Raw genomic sequence first — 22,297 nt, forward strand, 5'->3', positions numbered from 1 at the left:
CACGGCAACCCCGCACGGCAACGCCGCCCGGAGGCCTCATGGGCGACCGGGCGATCGAAGAGGCACAATCGATGGGCGAGGGGTACGCATGACTGACACCGGCCAGGTACCGGGCGAGGGTCTCCCGGACAACGCGGGCATGGTGGATCAGCAGGGCATTCCCGCTCCGGTCCAGAACCAGGGCCCCGTCCCCGCTCCCGTCCAGGGCGGCTACGCCTTCCAGGACCTCGTGGACAACCCGGCCGAGCCGGAGGACGAGGAACTGCTGCTGATGCCGAGCGGCCAGGGTGCGTGGAGCGACCCGCAGGTCGTCCCGCCGGCGCCCGTCTTCCCCGTCGAGACCTCCTACGGCGACGCGCCCTACGCCGAGTACCCCGAGGCGCCGGCCGCGTACGCGGAGCCCGCCTTCCCCGCACAGCCCTCCTTCCCCGACCCCTCCTACGGCGACGCCTCGTACAGCGCGGGTGCGCACGAGGCCGGCGGCCGTGACTCCGGCGCGCTCGACCTCGGCGGCCTCGTGGTCCCGCCGCAGGCGGCCGCCCCGACGGCCCCGGCCGCGCCCGTCGCCCCGGCCGTGCCCCCCCGTCGGCCGCTGCACATGGGCCCGCCCGTGCCCGAGGCCACCGGCGGAGTCGTACGCTCGCTCGCCGACCGGGGTCCGGCGGCGGCCCCCGTGGCTGCCGCGGTGCCCGTCGCCCCGGCCGTGCCCGTCGTGGCCGCTGCCGTGAGCGCCCCGGTGGCGCCGATTCCGGTGCAGGTGGCCGGGCCGCCGACCCTCGGTCCCGAGTACCTGGACGTGCCGCGCCCCGAGGCCGCCGCCGTACCGGCCGCGCCGCAGCCGGGCGAGACCCCGCCGCAGGCCGGCGAGCCGTGGACCGCCGAGCCGGCGCCCGTGGCGGCTCCGGAGCCGGTGGCGGAGCCCGTGGTGGCTGCCGAGCCGGTCATGGCCCCTGAGCCGGTCATGGCCCCTGAGCCGGTGGTGAACGCCGAGCCCGTCGTGGCACCCGTGGCTGCCGAAATCCCCGAGGCACCGCAGCCGGAGCCGGTCGCCGTGCCGGAGCCCGCCCCGGTCCCGGAGGCCGCGGCGGAGCCCGTCGCCGAGGCGCCCGCGCCCGCTGCCGCGGAGCCCGCCGAGGTCCCGGCGGCGCCCGCCGCCGAGCCGGATCCGGAGCCCGTCGTGGCCGAGGCCGCGCCGGTGGACGTACCGGCGGCGGACGCAGCCGTGGTGGAGGCACCGGCCGCCGCGCCGGAGCCGGAGGCCGTGCCCGCAGAAACGGTGGCCCCGGCCCCCGAAGGCGTCGAGCCCGTCGCGGTCGAGCCCATCGCGGTCGAGCCCGTCGCAGTCGAGCCCGTCGGCGGGGAGCCCGTCGCCGCCCAGCCCGTCGCTCCCGAGGCCCCGGCCGCCCCCGTCGCGCCGGAAGCCGCAGCGCAGAGCGCGCCGGAGGCCATGGCGGTGCAGCCCGAAGCCGCTCCCGAGACCACCCCCGCACCGGTTGCCGAGCCGGAGGCCGAAGCACCCGCCGAGCCGGTCGCCGAGGCCGCGCCCGAGCCCGTCGTGGAGCCCTCCGCCGGCGAGGCGGCCCCCGCGTACGCCGACGCCGAGCGCGAGGCCGTCCTGCGCGTCATGCGCGAACGCCGCGACATCCGCAACGGCTTCCGCACCGACCCGATCCCGCACGAGGTGCTGCTCCGCGTCCTGGAGGCCGCGCACCACGCGCCCAGCGTGGGCCACTCCCAGCCCTGGGACTTCGTCGTCATCCGTTCGGCCGAGACCCGCCGGGCGATGCACGAGCTCGCCCAGCGCCAGCGCGAGGCCTACGCGAAGTCGCTGCCCAAGGGCCGGGCGAAGCAGTTCAAGCAACTCAAGATCGAGGCCATCCTCGACACCCCGGTGAACATCGTCGTCACCGCCGACCCCACCCGCGGCGGCCGCCACACCCTCGGCCGGCACACCCAGCCGCAGATGGCCCCGTACTCCTCGGCCCTCGCCGTCGAGAACCTCTGGCTCGCCGCGCGCGCCGAGGGCCTCGGCGTCGGCTGGGTCAGCTTCTTCGACGAGCGGGAGATGGTCCGCGAGCTCGGCCTGCCGGAGCACCTCGAGGTCGTCGCGTACCTGTGCGTCGGCTACGTCGACGAGTTCCCGGAGGAGCCGGAGCTGGCGCAGGCCGGCTGGTCGCAGCGCCGTCCGCTGGCCTGGGTCGTGCACGAGGAGACGTACGGCCGCCGCGCGCTGCCCGGCGAGGAGCCGCACGACCTGCTCTCGGAGACGGTCGCCAGCATCCGCCCGCTCGACGCGAAGGCGCTGGGCGAGGCCTGGGAGCGCCAGAAGCGCATGACCAAGCCCGCCGGGGCCCTGGGCATGCTCGAGATCATCTCCGCGCAGCTGTCCGGCCTCTCCCGGGTCTGCCCGCCGCCGATCCCGGAGCCGGCCGCGGTCGCGATCTTCGCGGGCGACCACGGGGTCCACGCCCAGGGCGTCACCCCGTGGCCGCAGGAGGTCACCACGCAGATGGTCGCCAACTTCCTCGGCGGCGGCGCGGTCTGCAACGCATTCGCGAACCAGGTGGGCGCCGAGGTCTGCGTCATCGACGTCGGTGTCGCCGGTGACCTCCCCGCCACCCCGGGCCTGCTCCCGCGCAAGGTCCGCCCGGGTACGGCCGACCTCTCCACGGGCCCGGCGATGACCCGCGAGGAGGCGATCGCAGCCATCGAGGTCGGCATCGAGACGGCCCGCGACCTCGTCGCAGCGGGCAACAAGGCCCTCCTGACCGGCGAGATGGGCATCGCGAACACGACGGTCTCCGCCGCCCTGATCTCGGTCTTCACCGGGGTCGACCCGGCGGAGGTGACGGGCCGCGGCACGGGCATCAACGACGAGACGCACGCCCGCAAGGTCGAGGTCGTACGCCGCGCCCTGGAACTCCACCAGCCGGACCCGGCGGACCCGATCGGCGTCCTGGCCGCCATCGGCGGCCTGGAGCACGCGGCCATCGTCGGCATGCTCCTCGGCGGGGCGTCCCTGCGCACTCCCGTCATCCTGGACGGTGTGAGCGCGGGCGCGGCAGCCCTGGTGGCCCGGGCCATCGCCCCCGAGGCCCTCTCGGCGTGCATCGCGGGCCACCGCAGTGCGGAGCCGGGGCACGTGGCGGCCCTGAACAAGCTCGGCCTGCGCCCGCTGGTGGACCTGGACCTCCGCCTCGGCGAGGGCACGGGCGCCCTGCTGGCCCTCCCGCTGGTGCAGAGCGCGGCCCGCGCGATGCACGAGGTCGCCACCTTCGACTCCGCGGGCGTGACGGAGAAGTAGCCCCCGCGGCGCCGCTGCCGGGGGCGCAGCCCCCGGCTCGGAAAGGGGCGGGCAGGGGAGAGCTGCCCGCAGGGCCCGCCCCGAGCCTCCGCCCCTGCCGGGCCGTATCGTGGACCCGCACGAGAAACCCCACGTCAGCACCGCATACGCACCCCGCCGCTCCAACGTCGCAGCGGCACGCAAGACACCGCCGCCCTCAGGAGCCGCACCGCCATGGCCGAACACCCCGCCTACCCCGTAGGACTCCGCCTCGCCGGCCGCCGCGTCGTCGTCATCGGCGGCGGCCAGGTCGCCCAGCGCAGGCTGCCCGCGCTCGTCGCGGCCGGTGCCGACGTCCTGCTGGTCTCCCCCTCCGCCACGCCCTCCGTGGACGCCATGGCGGAGACCGGCGAGATCCGCTGGGAGCGCCGCCGCTACCAGGACGGCGACCTCGACGGCGCCTGGTACGCGCTGATCGCGACCCGGGACCGGGCCGCCAACGACGCGGCCTCCGCCGAGGCCGAGCGCCGCCGGGTCTGGTGCGTGCGGGCCGACGACGCCGGGGCGGCCACCGCCTGGACCCCGGCCACCGGCCGCGTCGAGGGCGTGACCGTCGCCGTCCTGAGCGGCAACGACCCCCGCCGCTCCGCCGCCGTCCGCGACGCCGTCGTCGAGGGGCTGCGCGACGGCTCGCTCGCCACGGCCCGCACCCGCACCCCCGGCGTCTCCCTGGTCGGCGGCGGCCCCGGCGACCCCGACCTGATCACCGTCCGCGGGCGTCGCCTCCTCGCCGAGGCCGACGTCGTCATCGCCGACCGGCTCGGCCCCCGCGACCTGCTCGACGAACTCCCGCCGCACGTGGAGGTCATCGACGCCGCGAAGATCCCGTACGGCCGCTTCATGGCCCAGGAGGCCATCAACAACGCCCTGATCGAGCACGCCAAGGCCGGCAAGGCCGTGGTCCGGCTCAAGGGCGGGGACCCGTACGTCTTCGGCCGCGGCATGGAGGAGCTCCAGGCCCTCGCCGAGGCCGGCATCCCGTGCACCGTCGTCCCGGGCATCTCCAGCTCCATCTCGGTGCCGGGCGCCGTCGGCATCCCGGTCACCCACCGCGGCGTGGCGCACGAGTTCACCGTGGTCAGCGGCCACGTCGGCCCCGACGACCCGCGTTCCCTGGTGGACTGGGCCTCGCTCGCCAAGCTCACCGGCACCCTGGTGATCCTGATGGGCGTCGACAAGATCGGCCTGATCGCCGAGGCCCTGGTCCGGCACGGCCGCCCGGCCGACACCCCGGTCGCGGTCGTCCAGGAGGGCACCACCGCCACCCAGCGCCGCGTCGACGCCACCCTCGCCACCGTCGGCGAGACCGTACGGGCGCAGGAGGTCCGTCCGCCCGCGGTCATCGTGATCGGCGAGGTCGTCAACGTAGGTACCCCGACCGCCTGAAGCGCCCGTGCCCGGCAGGGCCGTTGGCACCACACCCCGGACAAGGCAGTATCACCCTGTGGCTGATCTCATCACCGTCGAAGACCCCGACGACCCGCGACTGCGCGACTACACGGGCCTGACCGACGTCGAACTGCGGCGCCGGCGCGAGCCCGAAGAAGGCCTGTTCATCGCCGAGGGCGAGAAGGTCATCAGACGCGCCAAGGACGCCGGGTACGAGATGCGCTCGATGCTGCTCTCCGCGAAGTGGGTCGACGTCATGCGCGACGTCATCGACGAGCTCCCGGCGCCGGTCTACGCCGTCACCCCCGAGCTCGCCGAACGCGTCACCGGCTATCACGTGCACCGCGGCGCCCTCGCCTCGATGCAGCGCAAGCCGCTCCCGACCGCCGACGAGCTGCTCGCCGGGGACGGTGCGGGCAGCCGGATCGCCGTCTTCGAGGGCTTCGTCGACCACGCCAACCTGGGGGCCGCCTTCCGCAGCGCAGCCGCCCTCGGCATCAGCGCGATACTGCTCTCCCCGGACTGCGCGGACCCGCTCTACCGGCGCGCCATCAAGGTCTCGATGGGGTCCGTGTTCTCCGTACCGTACGGGCGCCTCGACAAGTGGCCCGCCGACCTCGAGAAGGTCCGCGAGGCGGGCTACCGGATCCTGGCCATGACGCCGAGCCCGAAGGCCACGCCGCTGGACCAGGTGCCGCCGGAGCGCTTCGAGCGTTCCGCGATCATGCTCGGGTCCGAGGGGCACGGCCTGTCCACGTACGCACTGCGGGCCGCCGACGAGTGGGTCCGCATCCCCATGGCGGAGGGGATCGACTCGCTGAACGTGGCCGCCGCCTCGGCGGTGGCCTTCTACGCGACCCGCCCGCCCGGGTCCCCGGCGCCCACCGGGCCGGAGCTCTAGGACTCCGGCCCGTCAGGACTCCGGGACCTCAGAACTTCTGGGCCGCGGCGATGCCCAGCGCGACGATCAGCGTCACCACGACGAACACGATCAGCCGCTGCCGCATCAGCCTGGGGTCCGGGCGTGACGACCGCCGCCCCGTGCCCGTCGTACGCGGGGCCGGGCGGCCGCCCGTACGCCCCGCGGTCGGCCGGGAGGACGGCCCGCCCGGGTTCCGCGAGGACGAGGGCCGGGAGGACGCGGGCCGTGCGCCGGAGGGCCGGGAGTGCGGTCCGCTGTCCGGGCCCTGGCCCCGGCCCTGCCCCTGGTTCGGCGCCTGGGGTACGGGCGTGCCGCCCGTACGGCGCTCCGTGCGCTGGTCGGCGTACCCGTCGGACCGCTCCGCCGGCCGCCCGGTGGGCCGCTCGGTCCGCGCACGCTGTACCGGCGGGCGCCCGTCGGACAGCCCCTGCGCCTCGCGCGCCGCGATCTCCTTCAGCCGCATCGACAGCTGCAGCGTGCTGGGCCGCTCCTCGGGATCCTTGGCCAGGCAGGCCTGTACGAGAGGTGCGAGCGCGTCGGGGACCCCGACCAGATGCGGCTCCTCGTGCACCACGCGGTACAGCATGACCTCGGAACTGCCGTGCCCGAAGGGCGAGTCGGCGGTCGCCGCGTAGGCGAGGGTGGCGCCCAGCGCGAAGACGTCGGTGGCCGGGGTGACGGCGGCCCCGCGCACCTGCTCGGGCGCGAGGAAGCCGGGGGAGCCGACGGCCGTGCCCACATGGGTGAGGGTGCTCGCCCCGGTGGCCCAGGCGATCCCGAAGTCGATGATCCGGGGGCCCTTGGGAGACAGAAGAATGTTCGAGGGCTTGAGATCGCGGTGGACGACGCCCGCCTCGTGCACGGCGACCAGTCCCTCGGAGAGGGCGGCGCCGATCGCGGCGATCTGCGCGGCCGTGAGCGGACCCTCCTCGGCCACCTTGTCGTGCAGGGACGGGCCGGGTACGTACTGCGTGGCGAACCACGGCCGCTCCGCCTCCAGGTCCGCGGCCACCAGGCGCGCGGTGCACCCGCCGCGGATCCGCCGCGCGGCGGACACCTCGCGCGCGAAGCGCGAGCGGAACTCCTGGTCCTCGGCCAGATCCGGCCGGATCACCTTGAGCGCGACACGCTGGCCGCGCCGGTCGGATCCCAGGTAGACCACGCCCATACCGCCGGCACCGAGCCGTCGGTGCAGCCTGAATGAGCCGACGACACGCGGGTCCTCGCGCCGGAGCCGCATCATCGCCATGTCCACCCCGCTGACCGGTCGTCCTGTTGACGTGCCACAGCTTACGGACCATCCGCCACGAGCGCTCAGAGGCCGCGCCCTCGCCCGAGGATTCGATTGTCAGTGCGGCACAGCCCACTTGAGGGTTTCTCACCCGCACGGACCCCTGTCCGTACGGCACTTGCCGGTACGGCCAAACGGCCCTGGCGCCAAGGGGATTGAGACACCCGCAGGAGTGGTGCGTGGGGCGCACGGCGGGCGGGGGGCGCGTGCGCGGGGCCGGCGGGCGGGGGGATCTTGTCCGTACCCCGTGGGCGGACACGCATGCGCGGGGAGTGACGGAAGTGAGCGAAGTCACTACCCTCCGGTCATCCCCTCCGGGAAGACCCCCAATGCGGGGGAGCGGTCTCCACCCAGGGGAGTACACGAGAGGTGGCCCCGTCATCCTCCTGGAGGCCTGCCAAAGGGTACGAGGGCAGGAGGCCAGGGGCCGTGCGCCCGCCTAGTGTTGAAGACAAGCGGCGGGTGGCGCACTCGTCCCCCGAGGTCACGAACCCGCCGCTGCAACCGACAGGGAGAGGACCATGGCGGACATCGCACGGCAAGGACGCAAGGCATTCGCGTTCAACGGCCATGAGTCCGGCACGCGCCACCCACTGGTGGCCGCGGCCATGGTGCTCCCCCTGGCCGCCCTCCTGCTCTTCCTCTTCGGAGGATTCGACCAGGTGGCGGTACAGGCGTCGTCCGTGGGCGTGATGCTGGGGCGCTGAGCGGCGCCCCGGGTCCGGGAGAGCGGCCCGGACCGGGACATCGGCCTGTTGCACCCCGTGGGGACGGGGGCGCGACGGACGGCAGGAGAAGGGTGCTGCCCGTCCGACTGGGGAGTCGGACGGGCAGCACCCTTTTTCATGCCGTCCCGCAGTTCCGTAACCTGCTCCCGAGACGCCAGCGCGACGGGAGCCGTGGAGCCGCGATGAACCAGGAGCCACTGCCCGCCGCCCTCGCGGCGTACGCCGGCGCGGGGGAGCAGGGCGCCCCGTACGAACTCCTCGCCGAGCGGGAGGACGGGACCGTCGTGCGCTGCGGCGAGATCGTCGCCAAGGCGCACGCGGGGGACAGCGACCGCGAAGGCCTCGCCGTACGGATGCGGATCGCCGCGGACGAGGCGCTGGCCGGGGTGCTGCTGGCCCCGCTGCGCCCCGAGGTCGGCTACCTCGGGGGCCGGCCCGTGTCCCTGTGGCCGTACGGGGCCCCGGTCGACCCGGAGCGCCCCGAGGACGCCCCCTGGGAGGCGGCAGGCCGGCTGCTGGCGGCCCTGCACCAGGTACCCGTCCACCGGCTGCCGGGCCCGGTCCCGCCGATGCGCGGCCCGGCCAAACTCGCCCGGGCCCTGCGCCGCCTGGCGCGGGCGACGGCTCCCGGCCGGGCTGCCGGCGGTGGCGGCGCCGGTCCCGCAGGGGCGAACGGGCCCGTGGGCGTTCCCGCTGCCGGCGGTGCGGCCGGTTCCGCCGGCCCGGGCGGGTCCCGTACCGGTTCCGCCCTCGTGCCCGGCCCCGCCGAGGGCCGCCCCGCAGGCGACCTCGTACGGGCCGCCGCGCGGACCCTGCCCGCCTGGGTGCGGGGAGAGGCGCCGGCGCCCCGGGGCGGGGCGCTGTGCCACGGGGACCTGCACCTGGGGCAGTTGGTCCGGGGCCCGGGACCCGACGGGGGCTGGCGGCTCATCGACGTCGACGACCTCGGGATCGGGACCCCCGCCTGGGATCTGGCCCGGCCCGCCGCCTGGTACGCCGCCGGGCTCCTCGACACCGGCACCTGGGCCCGCTTCCTCGACTCCTACCGCGCGGCCGGAGGCCCCGCGGCCGGGCCGTCGGGCTCCGACCCCTGGCCGGAACTGGACCTCGCCGCCCGGGCCCTGACCGTGCAGACCGCAGCCTTGGCTCTGGCCAAATCGGTAGAAAACCACCGCCGACTCGACGACGTGGAACGGCTGATGGTGGACTCCTGTGCCCGAATCGCCACCCTCCCGCCCGACTTGGAGCCGCAGGCTCCGTCGTAGGGTGAGCTTCACGCCACCGGGCATGCATCCGGTGACGAAGCAGACGGCGAGGAGTTGATCCGGTCATGCAGTGTCCGAAGTGTCACGCGATGATGCACACCTACAACCGCAACGGTGTCCAGATCGAGCAGTGCAGCAACTGCCGCGGCATCTTCCTCGACTACGGCGAGCTGGAGGCGCTGACCCGCCTGGAGTCCCAGTACACCGGCGGCCAGTACGGCCAGGTCCCGCCGCCCGCCGCGCCCCCGGCCCCCTACCCGGCCGCGCACGCCCCCGCCCCCGCCTGGGGCGCCCCGCACCACGGCGGCCACGGCCACGGTCACCACGGCCACCACAAGGGCGGCTTCGGCCGGATGCTCTTCTCCTCCTGAGCCGTCCCGGCAACGCAGAAGCCCCGGCCGTGGGAACGGCCGGGGCTTCCGGAGTGGTGCGCGATACTGGGATTGAACCAGTGACCTCTTCCGTGTCAGGGAAGCGCTCTCCCGCTGAGCTAATCGCGCGGGACCGCGGTGTAAACCGCAGGTGGTGCGTGTACTGCGTGCGCGATACTGGGATTGAACCAGTGACCTCTTCCGTGTCAGGGAAGCGCTCTCCCGCTGAGCTAATCGCGCGGGGAATCCTTGCGGATCCAGTGGACGATACTGGGATTGAACCAGTGACCTCTTCCGTGTCAGGGAAGCGCTCTCCCGCTGAGCTAATCGTCCTTGGAGGTGGAGACGGGATTTGAACCCGTGTAGACGGCTTTGCAGGCCGTTGCCTCGCCTCTCGGCCACTCCACCCGGAGCTGCAGGGGTTCTCGGGAAGATCCCCCACTTCGAGCGGACGACGAGACTCGAACTCGCGACATCCACCTTGGCAAGGTGGTGCTCTACCAACTGAGCTACGTCCGCAGGTCACCGTGTTCGCTCCGGGGTTTTCCCCCTTCGCTCCCTGGCGACGTGTTGAACTCTAGCGGATTCCCGGGCCAGCTCAAAAACGCGTTTCCGCAGCGTGCTGCCGCTCGATCACCACCGGTCACCCGGCAGTCACCTCACCGGCGCCGCGGCGTCACCGGTCATAGACTCGCAGCCGTGCACGACCTGCTCCCCCTGGCCCGCTTCGGCGGCCTCCTCGCGACCGACCTCCGAGACGTCACCAGCGACCCCTCCGCCCTCGACTCCACCGGCTTCTGGGCGGTGTCCGCAGATTTCGAGGGGCGTCTGGTCTGCGCTCGCTTCGGCGACATACGCCCCGACCCCGTCCCGGCGCCCGTCGCGGGAGCCTGGCGCGGGCCCGCCGCCGACCGGTGGTCCTCCTCCCTGGACCGCGCCGCCTACACGGCCGGCGTACGCCGCATCCGCGAGCACATCGCCGCCGGGGAGGTCTACCAGGCCAACCTCTGCCGCGTGATGTCCGCGCCGCTGCCCGACCCGGACCGCGCCGACGTCGACGCCCTCACGGCGCTGCTCGCGCGCGGCAACCCGGCCCCGTATGCAGGAACGATTCGCCTCCCGGCCCACGGCGTCGAGATCGCCACCGCGTCCCCGGAGCTGTACCTGCGCCGGGCCGGCCGCCACGTGGAGTCCGGCCCCATCAAGGGCACCGGCCGCACCGCCGCCGACCTCCTGCCCAAGGACCACGCCGAGAACGTCATGATCGTGGACCTCGTACGCAACGACCTCGGCCGGGTCTGCGCCACCGGCTCCGTCGCCGTGCCCGAACTGTGCGCCGTCGAGGAGCACCCGGGCCTGGTCCACCTCGTCTCCACCGTCAGCGGCGAACTCGCCGAGGGCGCCGGCTGGCCCGAGCTGCTCGCCGCCACCTTCCCGCCCGGCTCCGTCACCGGCGCCCCCAAGTCCTCCGCGCTGCGGATCATCGAGTCCCTCGAGACCGCCCCCCGGGGCCCCTACTGCGGGGGCATCGGCTGGGTCGACGCCGACCGCGGCACCGCCGAGCTCGCCGTCGGCATCCGCACCTTCTGGATCGACCGCCAGGGCCCGGGCGGGCCGCGCCTGCTCTTCGGCACCGGGGCCGGCATCACCTGGGGCTCCGACCCCGAGCGCGAATGGGCCGAGACCGAACTGAAGGCCGCCCGGCTGCTCCGGGTAGCGTCAGGAGCCCATGAGGTGACTGGTACCCCTGGGTGAGCGGAGGGATCGTACGGTGAGGATCTGGCTCGACGGCGCGCTGCGGGACGCCGACAGCGCACAGGTGTCCGTGTTCGACCACGGGCTGACCGTGGGCGACGGTGTGTTCGAGACGCTGAAGGCGGAGCAGGGCACGGCCTTCGCGCTCACCCGGCATCTGGACCGGCTGACCCGCTCGGCCCGCGGACTCGGGCTGCCCGACCCCGACCTCGACGAGGTGCGCCGGGCCTGCGCGGCCGTCCTGGAGGCCAATCCGATGCCGCTCGGCCGGCTGCGCATCACGTACACCGGCGGCGTCTCGCCGCTCGGCTCCGACCGCGGGGAGTCCGGCCCCACGCTGGTCGTGGCCGTCGGCGAGACCGCCCGCCGGCCGGACACCACCGCCGTGGTCACCGTTCCCTGGGTGCGCAACGAGCGCTCCGCCGTGACCGGCCTGAAGACCACCTCGTACGCGGAGAACGTCGTCGCGCTGGCCGTCGCCCACCGGGCCGGGGCCTCCGAGGCCCTGTTCGCGAACACCGTCGGGCGGCTCTGCGAGGGCACCGGCTCCAACGTGTTCGTCGTACTCGACGGGGAGCTGCACACGCCGCCCGTCGCCTCCGGCTGCCTGGCCGGCATCACCCGCGCCCTCGTCGTGGAGTGGGCGGGAGCCAAGGAGACGGACCTGCCCTTCGAGGCGCTCGAGCAGGCCGAGGAGATCTTCCTGACCTCCACGCTGCGCGATGTGCAGGCCGTCCACCGGGTCGACGACCGTACGACGGCCGCGCAGGTGCCGGGACCCGTCACGGCCGAGGCGATGCGGATCTTCGACGCGCGCTCGGGCGAGGACCTGGACCCGTGAGCTCCGTGCCGCCCGCGGCACCGTGAGGCGGGCGGCGCCCGGACTGTCCCGTCAAAGGCTGTCGCACGGGCCGCAGGGCGGGTAGAACTCGATTGATGACCACCACCCTGCGGCCGAGCGGGCCGCTTCAGCAGAGCACCGGGGGGGCGCGGTCGCGCCCGTACGAGATCCGGGTCAACAGCAGGCGCGTCGGCGCGCTGCTGATCGCCTGTGACACCCCTTTCGGGCCGACCGTCGGGGAGATCCGCGACCTCTCCGTCGACGAACCCGACCGGCGGCGCGGCCGGGCCACGGTCGGGGCGCTCGCCGCCGAGGAGGTGCTGCGCGGCTGGGGGTGCCGCCGTGTGCGGGTCTCCGTGCCCGCCGCCTCGGCGGGCGGCCTGCGGATGGCGCAGGCGCTCGGGTACGCCGAGTACAGCCGCATCATGGCCAAGGAGCTCCCCGCGGAGCCGCCCGAGCTCCGGGAGGGGGTGCTCGGCCGCCCCATGACGGAGGCCGAGTACCGGGTCTGGCTCGTCGACGCGATCGACGGCTACACCGCCGACTGGACCAGCCGGGGCATGCCGGAGGAGGCCGCGCGGGCGAAGTCGGTGGCCGACCACGAGCGCCAGCTGCCCCGCGGGCTGGCCACGGAGGGCACCACCCTCTGCGTCCTGGAGGCGGCGGGGGCCCCGGTCGGCCACCTGTGGGTAGCTCCGGCCGGGGAGGGCGCGTACGTCTTCGACGTCGCGGTCGCCGAGGAGCACCGGGGCCGGGGACACGGCCGCGACCTGATGCTGCTCGCCGAACGCGAGGCCCTCGCGGCGGGCCACCGCAGCCTCGGGCTCCAGGTCTTCGCGGGCAACACGCCGGCCCTGCGGCTCTATGAGTCCCTCGGCTACCGGACGACCGACGTCAACTACGCCAAGGACCTGCTCTAGGGAGTGTCGTCGGCCAGCAGGCGGTCCGCGATCTCCTCGATGCGGGCGCGCAGGCCCTCCTGGCTCTTGCCGCCGTCCAGGCGCTCGCCGCCGATCACGTACGTCGGGGTGCCGGTGACGCCGATCGCCTTGCCCTCGGCCTGGTCGGCGTCGACGATCAGGATGTGCCGGCCGTCGATGAGGGCGGTGTCGAACTCCTCGGCGTCGAGGCCGAGTTCACGCGCCGCGTCCAGCAGTACGGCCTCGCCGCGCTCGCCGAGCTCCGCGGTGCGGGCCAGTACGGCCTCCACGTACGGCCAGGCCCGGCCCTGCTCCGCGGCCTCCTCGGCGGCCTGCGCCGCGGCGAAGGCGTGCTTGTGCTTCTCCAGCGGGAAGTGGCGCAGCCGGATGTCCAGCCGGTCGCCGTAGCGGGCCCGCAGGGCGTGTACGTCGCCCAGGGCGCGGTGGCAGTCCGGGCACTGGAGTTCGCACCAGACGTCGAGGATCACGGAATCGGTCATACGGACAGTCTCCCAGCCGCCGGGCGCCGCCACCGAAACCCACCCCCTGCCGCCCCTGAGGAGGAGGCGCGACCCCGAGATCTCCCGGAGATCGGTCCGGGAACCGCTCGGGACATGGCCGCTGCCGCCGCGCCCGGTGCAGGATGGAAGGGACAGTTCGCCCACCCCTGGAGGACCGCATGCTTGCCGAGACCATATGTTCCGCGGTGTCCGCGGCGGGCCTGGGCGTCGCCGCGGTGACCGCGTACCGCAAGCGCTTCCTCGCCGCCACGCGCATCGCGGCGTACGCGCTGGTGCCGGTCGCCCTGGTGCTGACGGGCTTCGTGGAGTGGGTGTCCGGGATGGTCTTCGATCCGACCGTCTGGGCGGGCTTTGGACTGCTCGGGCTGTCCTGGGTGCTGTTCATGACCACGCGGGCGATCGAGCGCCGCAGCCTCGGTGCCGGGGAGAAGCCGGCCGGGGCCGTCAAGCCGGCGAAGGCCGCCAAGGGGAGGCCCGCGCAGGAGGCCGTGGCCCCGGCCGCGTCCGCCCCCTCGCTCGGAGCGGGCGCCCGTCCGCAGCCGGAGCCCGGCCGCAGCGCCGCCCCCGCCACTCCTGCGGATGACTTCTCCGACATCGAAGCGATTCTGAAGAAGCACGGAATCTGAGGTCCGCGCACGAAAACGCCCCCGGCCTGACGAGAAGGGGTGAACTCCCGGGCGGAGCCTGGCGTGTTGAGGGCCCGGTCGGGGCGCCTTGGTCCATCATCGCCCCGACATGCTCGACACATCGCAGAGTGAGCCGACGGTTCCCGCGCCGACGGCCACGACGGCCCCCGCCCCCGTTGCCGAGGAGCCGCGAGGCTGCCTCTTCGCGCTCTCCCAGCCGCCCCTGATGATCTTCCTAGGGGTGATCGGCACCCTGTTGCTGCTGGCCGCCGTGCATGACCTCTTCCTGCTCTGACGGTCCCGCGTCGGCTTCCTTGCGCCGGGCCCGGTACGCCGCCACGTGCAGCCGGTTCCCGCAGGTCCGGCTGTCGCAGTAGCGCCGCGAGCGGTTCCGCGAGAGGTCCACGAAGGCCCGCCGGCAGTCGGGGGCCTCGCAGCGGCGCAGCCGCTCCTGCTCCCCGGAGACCACGATGAAGGCCAGCGCCATGCCGCCGTCGGCCGCGAGGTGGTCGCCGAGCGAGGCGCCCGGCGCGAAGTAGTGGACGTGCCAGTCGTAGCCGTCGTGGTCGGTCAGCTGCGGGGTGGTGCCGGCGGTCGCCACGAGCTCGTTGATCAGTCCGGCCGCGGTCCGGGGATTGGCGGCTCCGAACACCTGGGCGAATTTGCCGCGGACGGTGCGGACCCCGGCGAGATCGCGGGCGCCGAGCTCGCCGACGTCGCTGATCTCGTACTCGCGCACGAAAGCGCGTAGTGAGCCGACGTCCGCCAGCCCGTCGGGCTGGTCCGTCTCGGCCGCGGTGTTCACCAGCGCGACGACGACGTCGAGCGCGCGACGGGTGTCGTGGGGAATCTGCACGTTGGTCGCTCCCTGGGGGCCGGGCCTGCGGCGACGGACCAGTGCCGCCGCTGGGGGCCGACTCTAGTCGTCCCCGGGCGGCACCGGGAGGTACCTCTGCTGCGACTGCGTCACGCACACCGGCGCCGCCCTCGCGGGTGGCTTCCGCAAGAACAGCGCCGGCACTGCCGTATGGGGTTTTCGTCCAGCCCGCACCGTCGCCCCGAGTCGGACGGTGCGGAGTGGCTCCCGGCGCATGCCGGAAGGTGCTCCCTGCGAGCCTGGTTCAGCTTTCGGCCAGGATGTGGGAGAGCTCTTTGTCGAGGTCGAAGTGCCGGTGTTCGGTCCCGGGTGGAACCGCGGCGTCCGTCCGCTTGAGGAACGACTCGAGTGCGCGGGCGGGTGCTTCGAGCAGTGCTTCTCCCTCCGGTGAGCTCAGGGCGATGCAGACGACGCCCTGACCGTGGCTGCGGGACGGCCAGACGCGGACGTCTCCGGTTCCGGTGGGCCGGTGGAGGCCCTCAGCGAGGAGGTCTCGGGCGAATACCCACTCGACCGTCTCCTCGGCGCCGGTGTGGAAGGTGGCGTGCACGGCGTAGGGATCGGCCGTGTCATACCGCAGGCCCGCCGGGACAGGCAGTGAGGACTCGCTCGACACAACGAGGCGCAGGTGCAGCTCGCAGCTGACCGTGGTGTTCATAAGCGCCAGGGCCTTTCGCTCAGTGTGCGCTCGGGGATTCGCACGTCGGCGAAATCGACATGCCACCTACGGTGCCGTTGTAAACCCCTCTGACCGTTTTGCGGACCTCTGGGTCCCTCGGACGGCGGATCCAAACCACCATTCACGTGTGCTTCCGGCTCCGGTAGATTCGGGCCCATGAATACGGGGAGTGACCGCGGGACGGAAGCGTCCGCAGCCGACGACACCAGCACTCAGCAGACCACGGAAGAACCGCCACACGTATCGAAGGCTCCCGCCTTCATCAAGTCGCGCCGCACCCTGCACCTCAGCTGGCAGGTCGGCGTCTTCGTCGTCGGTCTCGCCGTCATCGGCGCCGGCGTCGCCATGCTCGTCCTGCCCGGCCCCGGCTGGGTCGCGATCTTCGCGGGCCTCGCGATCTGGGCCACCGAGTTCGCCTGGGCTTCGCTCGTGCTCCGCTGGACCAAGCGCAAGGTCACCGAGGCCGCGCAGAAGGCCCTGGACCCGAAGGTCCGCCGCCGCAACATCATCCTGACCAGCGTCGGACTCGTGATCGCAGGCGCGCTGATCGGCTTCTACCTCTGGAAGTACGGCCTCACGCCGCCCTGGGACCTCAAGGACCAGTGATGGTCGGGAACCACCGCTGACATGGGGTAATGTTTGCGGTGCGTCCGGGCGATTAGCTCAGTGGGAGAGCACTTCGTTCACACCGAAGGGGTCACTGGTTCGAACCCAGTATCGCCCACCCGGACCAAGGGCCCGGAGACTTTCACCGTCTCCGGGCCCTTGGCGTTTTTGCCCTTCCCGGCCGTCACCCGAGCCGGCCCAGGGCCGCCCGCAGGCGGCGCGCGTCCCGCAGCCGCTTCTCGTACGTCGCCCCCACCACCAGGAGCAGCAGCCCCGCCAGCGCCGGCGGCAGCCAGCGCGGCAGCGCGTCGACCACCTGGACCACGTACGGGGCCAGCTCGTGCAGGGCCACCGCCGCAAGGGCACCGCCGCCGAGCAGCAGCGGGGCCTGGAGCCGCCGGTGCGCGCCGAGCAGCGTCACCGCGAGCGCCGCGAGGCCCAGCAGCAGTGGCCGCAGCCAGTACGGGTCGCCCCAGGCCGCGACCAGGCTCGGCAGCAGCGTCGCCCCCAGCCCCGGCCCGTACGCCGTCCACGACGAGGCCTGTGCATCCCTCCGGCGGCGCAGCAGGCCCACCGCGAGGGCGAGCACCGTCACCGGCAGCGTGTACGCCTCGGGCGCCGCCACCCCGGACGCCGCGAGCCGGATCCAGGTCGCCGCCACGAACAGGGCCCCGGCCGCCCAGCCGAGCCCGCGCCGGTCCGCCCGCAGCGCCGCGCCCGCGCAGACCACCCCGGCCAGCGCGCACACCAGCGCCGACAGCGCCGACTCCCGCACGGGGAGGAGCAGCGCCGCCGCGCCGACCACGGCCGCAGCGCACTCCGCCGGGATCCGCACCCGGCCCAGGCGCGGGCCGAGCGCCGCCACCGCCGCCGGGACCGCCAGCAGCGGCAGCGCCCACCAGGACACCGCGAGCCCCCACAGCGCCCCCAGCGCCGCCACCGTGCCCGCCGCGTACCCGACGCCCAGCACCGCCCCGCCGGCCCGTGTGGGCGGCGCGGCGGGCCCGTACGCCGCCCCTGCCGCGCAGCCCGCACCCAGCAGCCCGAACACCGCGAAGGTGGCCGTGCGGCCGTCCAGCGCGGCCACCGACAGGTTCAGCGCCCCCAACGCGGCGCACACCGCAGCCGCGTACCCCGGGCCGCGGCCGATCCGCAGTGCGCACACCCCGGCCGCGGCCGTCACCGCCAGCTGGCCCGCGAGCACCGCCGCGACCGGCAGCCCGTACGCCATCGGCGCCGTGAACAGGCCCGCCCAGGCCAGGACCACCGCGATCACGCCCGGCTCCGGGCGGCGCAGCGCCCGCGCCAGCCACCCGGCGGCCGCCGCCGCGACCAGCAGCGTCACCGCAGCCGCCGGGCCCGGCCCGTACGCGCCCCGGGGCGGGGTCGTCGCCGCCCACACCTCGCCCAGCACCCCGATCCGGAACACCAGCGAGCCCACCGCGGGCAGCAGCGCCGACACCGCGGCCAGGGCCGCCACCCCCGCCCCGGCCCGGGCCAGGCCGCGGCGGACCGCCGCCGGGAGCCCGCCCGCCCGTACCGCCGCCAGCAGCGGCAGCGCGAGCAGCAGGAACACCACCACCGTCCACTCCCGCGACAGCGCGGGACGGGCCGGGCCGCCGAGCGCCGCCACCGCCGCCAGCGCGCCGGCGACCGCGGCCGCCATCGCCGAGGGCTCCCGCCAGGCCACCGCCACCCCCAGCGCCGCGCAGGCCGCCAGCAGCAGCGCCGGACCGGCCGCCGCGGCCGCCGAGCCGGCCTGCGCCGACTGCGACAGCCCGGCCAGCAGGGCCCCGGCCGCGAGGACGGCCGCGCTCACCGCCGCCGGACCGAACACCGAGGCCCGCGCGCGGACCCCCGGCGCGAGCAGCACGAGCGCAGCATCCAGCGCCGCCGTCGCCAGCAGCGCCCAGCCGACCCCCACCGGGTCCGCCGCCGAGGCCACCGCCGCCAGCGGCAGCGGGAGCTGCGCCGTCAGCACCGACACCGGCAGCGGGATCAGCAGCCCCGGCAGCGCCCGGGCATACCCCGCCCACAGCGCCGCCAGCACGGCCGCCGCCCCCGCCGCATACGCGACGGCGTCCACCCCCGGGGCCGCGACCACGTACACCGCGTACGCGTCCAGCACCGTCAGCAGCAGCGCCACCGCCGCCACCGACTCGGCCGTCGACCGCAGCCCGCGCCGCAACAGCGGCGCCGGCGCGCCCAGCGCGGCCGCCGTCACCACGGCCAGCACCGCACTGCGCCCGGCGATCCCCATGGACCCCCAACTGACCAGCGTGAACGCGAGGGCAGCCACCGCCAGCAGCACCGCGCCCAAGGTGAGCAGCACGTTCTGCGCACTCGGGGCCGAGGCCTCCCGAGGGCGGGCGGGCACGCCCGGCGCCACCCACCCGCCGGGCGCCGGAAGCCGCAGCAGCCAGTCCCGGCGGGCCAGCAGATATCCGCGCCGCGCGTCGAGTTGGGCCAGTTCACGCTCGATGAGCACGAGCTCCCGGTCGGGCGGGAGGGGGGAGCCGGGTGGTGGAGTCGCCATGTTCCGGAGTGTGGTGCCCGTCACGCCGTCAGGACATGGGCGTGCGTACTCAGATCCGCCCTGAGTACGCACGGAAGGGTGGATGTGCGAGAGCGGGCCCCCGGGGTGGGCCCGCCGGTCCAGACTGGAGCCATGGACCACAGCCGCGCAGGGACCACGAACCGCCGCCCCCTGGGCCGCTGGAACCACTACCGCTTCCGCAGCGTGTGGGACCTCGACGCCCCGCCCGCCCGGGTCTACGCCGTGCTCGAACAGACCGGGGACTACCCGCGCTGGTGGCCCCAGGTCCGCGCCGTCGAGCAGATCGACGGACACAGCGGCACCCTGCACATCCGCTCCGTCCTCCCGTACGAGATCCGCACGACCGCCACCGAACTCCTCCGCGACCCCGGCCGGGGCCTCCTGGAGGCCGCCCTGCACGGCGACATCGAAGGCTGGGCGCGGTGGACCGTACGAGCCCGCCGGGGCGGCGGCGGGCTCGGGACACGGGCCCTGTACGAGCAGGAGGTCGAGGTGCGCAGCCCCCTGCTGCGCCGCCTCGCGGTCCCCGCGCGGCCCGCGTTCCGGCTCAACCACGCCCTGATGATGCGGGCCGGCCGGCACGCCCTCGCGGCCCGTCTGGCGGCCTCGCCGGAAGCGGTTTGAACCAGACCCCGTGCCTCTTGTATGGTTCAACTCGTTCCCGGGCGATTAGCTCAGCGGGAGAGCACTTCGTTCACACCGAAGGGGTCACTGGTTCGATCCCAGTATCGCCCACCGGGTCAGGCCGGTCCGTCGTACGACGGACCGGCCTTCCGCATCTCCGGGCGCCGTTGGCCGCCGGCCGGTCGCCGTCGCGCTACGCCGCCGCCGGCAGCTCCGGCCGCAGCGGCCAGTGCGGATCCACCGACTCCGGCGTCCCCTGGCGCGCGAACCACGCCTGCAGCCCGCGCGCCTGCGCCGCATGCCACACCGCCTGCAGCGTGTGCAGCTCCGCCGGCGTCAGCCGCTCCAGCCGCGCCGCGAACCGGCGCCCCACCGCCCGTACGACCTCCATCGAGGCCAACGCGTCCACCGCCGCGTCGTGCGCCCCCTCCAGCTCTATCCCGTAGTGCGCGCACAGATCCGTCAGCGTCCGGCGGCCCTTGCGGTACCGGTCCAGGTGCTTGTCCAGCACCCGCGGATCCAGCACCGTCAGCGGCCGGTTGTCCAGATAGCGGGCCAGCGTCGACGCCCGGTGCCTGCGCAACTCCCGGTCCAGCAGCGTCAGGTCGAACGGCGCGTTCATCACCACCACCGGCCGGCCCGCCACCTGCTGCTCCCCGAGCGCACGGGCTATCTCCTCCACGACCGGCGCGGGCCACCGCCCGTTGCGCTGGAGGTGGTCATCGGTCAGGCCGTGCACTTCCGTGGCGCCCGGGGGCACCGGAATCCCGGGATTGACCAGCCAGCGGGTGGAGCGGACCCGGCCGCCCGCACACTCCTGCACGACGAGAGCGGCGGACACGATCCGGTCCTGCTCCACGTCCACCCCGGTCGTCTCCGTGTCGAATGCGGCCAGCGGGCCCTCGTACCAGCGCGTCATGGCGAACTCCTCGTTCCCGATCGGCAGTCGGGTGCAACCGGGCGCCGCCGCCTCGGAACGTGCCACCCCTGCCCGCATCGGTGATACCCGGCCCGTTTGCGCCGTACGCCGTTTGCGGGCCCTCTGGTACGGAGACAACTTCCCTGGGGGACCGCACACATGACCGGTCATCACCCCGTCCACCCTCATTCGCCAGAGCCCGGAAGGCATGGGGAGCCGGCCATGGCGCTCGCGCAGCCCGAACCGGGCGGGATGCTGCAGGGGCGGACCGATCCGCGGATCGAGGCGCGGACCGGACCGCTGCGCGGCACGCTCGCCACCACCGCCTGCATGGAGACCCTCCAGGTGGGATACCTGCACGCCGTCGCCGCCGCGGCCGGCTGCTCGCTCTCCCAGCCCTTTCCGGACAACGGCATCGACTGGCAGGTCAACCACGGCGCGCCCGACCACGTCGTCGACGACGAGGTCACCATCAAGGTGCAGCTGAAGGCGACCTACCAGATACCGCCCGGACCGGCCGGGCCCACCTTCGCGTTCACCCTCGACAACGAGCACCTGGTGAAGCTGGCCCGGACGCCGGTCGCCGTCCACAAGATCCTCGTCGTGATGCTCGTCCCGCGAGAACGCGACCAGTGGCTGGCCGCCGGCCACGACGGGCTCGACCTGCGGCACTGCTGCTACTGGACCAACCTCGCCGGGCACCCCGTGACCGGCCGGCGCCGGACCACCGTACGGATCCCCACCACGCGGATCTTCGACGACCGGGCGCTGTGCGAGATCATGACCCGGGTCGGGTCGGGAGGGACACCTTGATGCACTGGCACTCACCGAACCTCGAACCGCTGACGTCCCCGTCCGAGTACGGGGACTTCTCCGACTCGGGGACGCCCGATCCCGCACACGTCGACCCCGCCGTGCTGGGGGCCCTGCTGCACCGGCACGGCTGGCAGCGCCGGGGCGGGGCCGCCGGGCGGTACGGGCGCTGGACGCCGCCGGCGCCCCACGGGCCGGCCGGCGGGGGCACCAGCCTCCTCGTCCCGGAGAGCCGGGCCTTCCCCGACAGCCACGACCTGCTGGAGGAGGCCCTGAGCGCGCTCGCGCACAGCGCGCTGCCGTCCGCGCGGGAGGTGCTGTACGGACTGAGCGTGCCCAGCGACGAGATCCGCTGGGACCGGCGGATCCCGGAGGGCCCCGAAGGACCGTACGGGCCCCGGGGCGCGGCGGCGTGGACCGTGCAGGAACAGCTCCGCTCGGCCGCCCGGCAGCTCCTGCTCGCCGGGGCCCTCGCGGACCGGGCCAGGGCCGGGTACTACGGGGCCCGCCACCGCGGACAGGCCGAACGCGCGCTGGACGGGGTGCTGGTGGGGCCGGCTCCCGGCGGGCGCAGGCTCACCGCGTACGTCCCGGTGGACGGCGGGCGGGGCACCATGACCCGGCTGCACCACGCCCTGCACGCGGCGCGGGAGGCCGTGGACTACCGGCGGGCCACCGGCGGCATGGAGGCCTTCGACGCGGCGGTCGAGGCCGGGGTCAGCCGGGAGCTGGCCGATGCGCTGATCGCACTGGTGCGGGGCTCGGAAGGGGCCCGCATCGCCCTGGCCTGGGCGCCGGCGGCCGGGGTCCCGGCGGGGTGCGCGGCCCGGCCGGAGCCGGTGGAGTTCTCGCCGGGGGACCTGCCGGTCCTCCGGGAGGCGGCGGCGCGCTACACCCGGGACGAACCGGCGGTTCCCGTGCGGGTGGCGGGCGCGGTGGTCCGGATGCGGCGCTCGGCGCCGGGCGGCGGGGGCACGATCCGGCTGCGGGTCCTCGCCGGGGCGGAGATCCCGTACGTACGGGCCGTCCTCGACGAGGAGGCGTACCGGGTGGCGGGCCATGCGCATCTGGTGGGGCTGCCGATCCGGGTCAGCGGGCGGTTGCAGCGCCGGGGCGGGTTCCGGCGGCTGACCGATGCCACGGACGTGACGCCGGTGCCGCTGGACGAGGTCGAACGGGACCGGCTGATGAAGTCGCTGGACGAAGCGCTCGACCCGACGGACGTCCTGCCGTCCGACGAGTAGGTCGTG

21 protein-coding genes and 7 tRNA genes are annotated in these 22,297 nt (G+C 74.6%); 17 read left to right on the plus strand and 11 right to left on the minus strand.

The window, feature by feature from the left end; translation table 11 throughout:
* The first annotated feature begins 88 nt into the window (after nt 1–88).
* The 3 genes from cobT to ACFYXK_RS16405 all read left to right on the plus strand — a co-directional run bounded on the left by cobT (nt 89) and on the right by ACFYXK_RS16405 (nt 5,633).
* Nucleotides 89–3,304, plus strand: a complete 3,216-nt coding sequence (cobT, locus tag ACFYXK_RS16395; protein WP_389411733.1) for a nicotinate-nucleotide--dimethylbenzimidazole phosphoribosyltransferase — start codon at nt 89–91, stop codon at nt 3,302–3,304.
* A gap of 213 nt (nt 3,305–3,517) precedes the next feature.
* Nucleotides 3,518–4,729 (plus strand): uroporphyrinogen-III C-methyltransferase, encoded by a 1,212-nt coding sequence (gene cobA / locus ACFYXK_RS16400; protein ID WP_389411734.1) that lies wholly within the window; start codon nt 3,518–3,520, stop codon nt 4,727–4,729.
* Between the two features lie 58 nt (nt 4,730–4,787).
* Nucleotides 4,788–5,633 (plus strand): TrmH family RNA methyltransferase, encoded by an 846-nt coding sequence (locus ACFYXK_RS16405; RefSeq protein ID WP_389411735.1) that lies wholly within the window; start codon nt 4,788–4,790, stop codon nt 5,631–5,633.
* 28 nt (nt 5,634–5,661) lie between these two features.
* Here the strand turns inward: ACFYXK_RS16405 and ACFYXK_RS16410 are convergent, their stop codons facing one another.
* The gene (locus tag ACFYXK_RS16410) at nt 5,662–6,903 is read right to left on the minus strand and encodes a serine/threonine-protein kinase (RefSeq protein ID WP_389411736.1); all 1,242 of its coding nucleotides are present in this window, start codon (nt 6,901–6,903) and stop codon (nt 5,662–5,664) included.
* A 563-nt stretch (nt 6,904–7,466) separates the two neighbouring features.
* On the opposite strand from ACFYXK_RS16410, the gene ACFYXK_RS16415 reads away from it, so the two are divergent.
* From ACFYXK_RS16415 to ACFYXK_RS16425, 3 genes are all read left to right on the plus strand, one after another.
* A complete protein-coding gene (locus ACFYXK_RS16415) occupies nt 7,467–7,652 on the plus strand; it encodes a hypothetical protein (RefSeq protein WP_030294485.1) in 186 nt (61 codons plus the stop codon).
* A 203-nt stretch (nt 7,653–7,855) separates the two neighbouring features.
* Nucleotides 7,856–8,938, plus strand: coding sequence for a phosphotransferase family protein (locus ACFYXK_RS16420; RefSeq protein ID WP_389411737.1), 1,083 nt, complete (start codon nt 7,856–7,858; stop codon nt 8,936–8,938).
* 65 nt (nt 8,939–9,003) lie between these two features.
* Nucleotides 9,004–9,309, plus strand: a complete 306-nt coding sequence (locus ACFYXK_RS16425; RefSeq protein WP_030157333.1) for a zf-TFIIB domain-containing protein — start codon at nt 9,004–9,006, stop codon at nt 9,307–9,309.
* Nucleotides 9,310–9,363: 54 nt separating this feature from the next.
* Here ACFYXK_RS16425 and ACFYXK_RS16430 read toward each other — a convergent pair.
* The 5 genes from ACFYXK_RS16430 to ACFYXK_RS16450 all read right to left on the minus strand — a co-directional run bounded on the left by ACFYXK_RS16430 (nt 9,364) and on the right by ACFYXK_RS16450 (nt 9,828).
* Nucleotides 9,364–9,438, minus strand: a tRNA-Val gene (locus tag ACFYXK_RS16430).
* 39 nt (nt 9,439–9,477) lie between these two features.
* Nucleotides 9,478–9,549 (minus strand) — tRNA-Val (locus ACFYXK_RS16435).
* Between the two features lie 21 nt (nt 9,550–9,570).
* Nucleotides 9,571–9,642: transfer RNA gene (locus tag ACFYXK_RS16440), tRNA-Val, on the minus strand.
* 1 nt (nt 9,643) lies between these two features.
* Nucleotides 9,644–9,717 (minus strand) — tRNA-Cys (locus tag ACFYXK_RS16445).
* A gap of 38 nt (nt 9,718–9,755) precedes the next feature.
* Nucleotides 9,756–9,828, minus strand: a tRNA-Gly gene (locus ACFYXK_RS16450).
* A gap of 180 nt (nt 9,829–10,008) precedes the next feature.
* On the opposite strand from ACFYXK_RS16450, the gene ACFYXK_RS16455 reads away from it, so the two are divergent.
* The 3 genes from ACFYXK_RS16455 to ACFYXK_RS16465 all read left to right on the plus strand — a co-directional run bounded on the left by ACFYXK_RS16455 (nt 10,009) and on the right by ACFYXK_RS16465 (nt 12,825).
* Nucleotides 10,009–11,064 carry a chorismate-binding protein gene (locus ACFYXK_RS16455; RefSeq protein ID WP_389411738.1) on the plus strand — a complete coding sequence of 352 codons (1,056 nt, stop codon included), beginning with the start codon at nt 10,009–10,011 and terminating at the stop codon, nt 11,062–11,064.
* A gap of 16 nt (nt 11,065–11,080) precedes the next feature.
* Complete coding sequence (locus ACFYXK_RS16460) at nt 11,081–11,905, plus strand: aminotransferase class IV (protein WP_389411739.1); 825 nt, start codon at nt 11,081–11,083, stop codon at nt 11,903–11,905.
* A 95-nt stretch (nt 11,906–12,000) separates the two neighbouring features.
* On the plus strand, nt 12,001–12,825 hold the full coding sequence (locus ACFYXK_RS16465) for a GNAT family N-acetyltransferase (protein WP_389411740.1): 825 nt from the start codon (nt 12,001–12,003) through the stop codon (nt 12,823–12,825).
* Here the strand turns inward: ACFYXK_RS16465 and ACFYXK_RS16470 are convergent.
* Nucleotides 12,822–13,325, minus strand: a complete 504-nt coding sequence (locus ACFYXK_RS16470) for a DsbA family protein (RefSeq protein WP_389411741.1) — start codon at nt 13,323–13,325, stop codon at nt 12,822–12,824. The genes ACFYXK_RS16465 and ACFYXK_RS16470 overlap by 4 nt on opposite strands.
* Nucleotides 13,326–13,504: 179 nt before the next feature.
* On the opposite strand from ACFYXK_RS16470, the gene ACFYXK_RS16475 reads away from it, so the two are divergent.
* Both ACFYXK_RS16475 and ACFYXK_RS16480 read left to right on the plus strand, forming a co-directional pair.
* On the plus strand, nt 13,505–13,972 hold the full coding sequence (locus ACFYXK_RS16475; protein ID WP_389411742.1) for a hypothetical protein: 468 nt from the start codon (nt 13,505–13,507) through the stop codon (nt 13,970–13,972).
* 109 nt (nt 13,973–14,081) lie between these two features.
* Nucleotides 14,082–14,267 (plus strand): hypothetical protein, encoded by a 186-nt coding sequence (locus ACFYXK_RS16480; RefSeq protein WP_389411743.1) that lies wholly within the window; start codon nt 14,082–14,084, stop codon nt 14,265–14,267.
* Here the strand turns inward: ACFYXK_RS16480 and ACFYXK_RS16485 are convergent.
* Together ACFYXK_RS16485 and ACFYXK_RS16490 are read right to left on the minus strand one after the other, a co-directional pair.
* Nucleotides 14,208–14,828 carry a CGNR zinc finger domain-containing protein gene (locus ACFYXK_RS16485; RefSeq protein WP_383512104.1) on the minus strand — a complete coding sequence of 207 codons (621 nt, stop codon included), beginning with the start codon at nt 14,826–14,828 and terminating at the stop codon, nt 14,208–14,210. The genes ACFYXK_RS16480 and ACFYXK_RS16485 overlap by 60 nt on opposite strands.
* Before the next feature lie 265 nt (nt 14,829–15,093).
* A complete protein-coding gene (locus ACFYXK_RS16490) occupies nt 15,094–15,507 on the minus strand; it encodes an SsgA family sporulation/cell division regulator (protein WP_030011909.1) in 414 nt (137 codons plus the stop codon).
* Between the two features lie 177 nt (nt 15,508–15,684).
* Between ACFYXK_RS16490 and ACFYXK_RS16495 the strand changes: the two genes are divergently transcribed.
* A complete protein-coding gene (locus ACFYXK_RS16495; protein ID WP_389411744.1) occupies nt 15,685–16,134 on the plus strand; it encodes a TIGR02611 family protein in 450 nt (149 codons plus the stop codon).
* A gap of 46 nt (nt 16,135–16,180) precedes the next feature.
* Nucleotides 16,181–16,252, plus strand: a tRNA-Val gene (locus ACFYXK_RS16500).
* Nucleotides 16,253–16,318: 66 nt separating this feature from the next.
* Here ACFYXK_RS16500 and ACFYXK_RS16505 read toward each other — a convergent pair.
* On the minus strand, nt 16,319–18,670 hold the full coding sequence (locus ACFYXK_RS16505; RefSeq protein ID WP_389411745.1) for an SCO7613 C-terminal domain-containing membrane protein: 2,352 nt from the start codon (nt 18,668–18,670) through the stop codon (nt 16,319–16,321).
* A gap of 132 nt (nt 18,671–18,802) precedes the next feature.
* Between ACFYXK_RS16505 and ACFYXK_RS16510 the strand changes: the two genes are divergently transcribed.
* Together ACFYXK_RS16510 and ACFYXK_RS16515 are read left to right on the plus strand one after the other, a co-directional pair.
* Nucleotides 18,803–19,315, plus strand: coding sequence for an SRPBCC family protein (locus ACFYXK_RS16510; RefSeq protein WP_389411746.1), 513 nt, complete (start codon nt 18,803–18,805; stop codon nt 19,313–19,315).
* Nucleotides 19,316–19,354: 39 nt separating this feature from the next.
* Nucleotides 19,355–19,426 (plus strand) — tRNA-Val (locus ACFYXK_RS16515).
* Between the two features lie 82 nt (nt 19,427–19,508).
* Here ACFYXK_RS16515 and ACFYXK_RS16520 read toward each other — a convergent pair.
* The gene (locus tag ACFYXK_RS16520; protein WP_389411747.1) at nt 19,509–20,234 is read right to left on the minus strand and encodes a 3'-5' exonuclease; all 726 of its coding nucleotides are present in this window, start codon (nt 20,232–20,234) and stop codon (nt 19,509–19,511) included.
* Nucleotides 20,235–20,456: 222 nt separating this feature from the next.
* Here ACFYXK_RS16520 and ACFYXK_RS16525 point away from each other — a divergent pair, with 222 nt between their 5' ends.
* Both ACFYXK_RS16525 and ACFYXK_RS16530 read left to right on the plus strand, forming a co-directional pair.
* Nucleotides 20,457–21,047, plus strand: coding sequence for a DUF4365 domain-containing protein (locus ACFYXK_RS16525; protein ID WP_389411748.1), 591 nt, complete (start codon nt 20,457–20,459; stop codon nt 21,045–21,047).
* A complete protein-coding gene (locus ACFYXK_RS16530) occupies nt 21,047–22,291 on the plus strand; it encodes a hypothetical protein (protein ID WP_389411749.1) in 1,245 nt (414 codons plus the stop codon). Before ACFYXK_RS16525 ends, ACFYXK_RS16530 begins: the two co-directional genes overlap by 1 nt.
* Nucleotides 22,292–22,297: the final 6 nt, after the last annotated feature.

The organism is Streptomyces sp. NPDC002209, assembly GCF_042890265.1.
In the GTDB taxonomy this organism is placed as follows: domain Bacteria; phylum Actinomycetota; class Actinomycetes; order Streptomycetales; family Streptomycetaceae; genus Streptomyces.

Bases quoted from the DNA above. Each gene is read 5' to 3' on its own strand.
- ACFYXK_RS16505 (WP_389411745.1), bottom strand. From the start codon at position 18,670: ATGGCGACTCCACCACCCGGCTCCCCCCTCCCGCCCGACCGGGAGCTC.
- cobA (WP_389411734.1), top strand. From the start codon at position 3,518: ATGGCCGAACACCCCGCCTACCCCGTAGGACTCCGCCTCGCCGGCCGC.
- ACFYXK_RS16425 (WP_030157333.1), top strand. From the start codon at position 9,004: ATGCAGTGTCCGAAGTGTCACGCGATGATGCACACCTACAACCGCAAC.
- ACFYXK_RS16415 (WP_030294485.1), top strand. From the start codon at position 7,467: ATGGCGGACATCGCACGGCAAGGACGCAAGGCATTCGCGTTCAACGGC.
- ACFYXK_RS16410 (WP_389411736.1), bottom strand. From the start codon at position 6,903: ATGGCGATGATGCGGCTCCGGCGCGAGGACCCGCGTGTCGTCGGCTCA.
- ACFYXK_RS16510 (WP_389411746.1), top strand. From the start codon at position 18,803: ATGGACCACAGCCGCGCAGGGACCACGAACCGCCGCCCCCTGGGCCGC.
- cobT (WP_389411733.1), top strand. From the start codon at position 89: ATGACTGACACCGGCCAGGTACCGGGCGAGGGTCTCCCGGACAACGCG.
- ACFYXK_RS16490 (WP_030011909.1), bottom strand. From the start codon at position 15,507: ATGAACACCACGGTCAGCTGCGAGCTGCACCTGCGCCTCGTTGTGTCG.
- ACFYXK_RS16470 (WP_389411741.1), bottom strand. From the start codon at position 13,325: ATGACCGATTCCGTGATCCTCGACGTCTGGTGCGAACTCCAGTGCCCG.
- ACFYXK_RS16530 (WP_389411749.1), top strand. From the start codon at position 21,047: ATGCACTGGCACTCACCGAACCTCGAACCGCTGACGTCCCCGTCCGAG.
- ACFYXK_RS16495 (WP_389411744.1), top strand. From the start codon at position 15,685: ATGAATACGGGGAGTGACCGCGGGACGGAAGCGTCCGCAGCCGACGAC.
- ACFYXK_RS16475 (WP_389411742.1), top strand. From the start codon at position 13,505: ATGCTTGCCGAGACCATATGTTCCGCGGTGTCCGCGGCGGGCCTGGGC.
- ACFYXK_RS16520 (WP_389411747.1), bottom strand. From the start codon at position 20,234: ATGACGCGCTGGTACGAGGGCCCGCTGGCCGCATTCGACACGGAGACG.
- ACFYXK_RS16465 (WP_389411740.1), top strand. From the start codon at position 12,001: ATGACCACCACCCTGCGGCCGAGCGGGCCGCTTCAGCAGAGCACCGGG.
- ACFYXK_RS16420 (WP_389411737.1), top strand. From the start codon at position 7,856: ATGAACCAGGAGCCACTGCCCGCCGCCCTCGCGGCGTACGCCGGCGCG.
- ACFYXK_RS16525 (WP_389411748.1), top strand. From the start codon at position 20,457: ATGGCGCTCGCGCAGCCCGAACCGGGCGGGATGCTGCAGGGGCGGACC.
- ACFYXK_RS16480 (WP_389411743.1), top strand. From the start codon at position 14,082: ATGCTCGACACATCGCAGAGTGAGCCGACGGTTCCCGCGCCGACGGCC.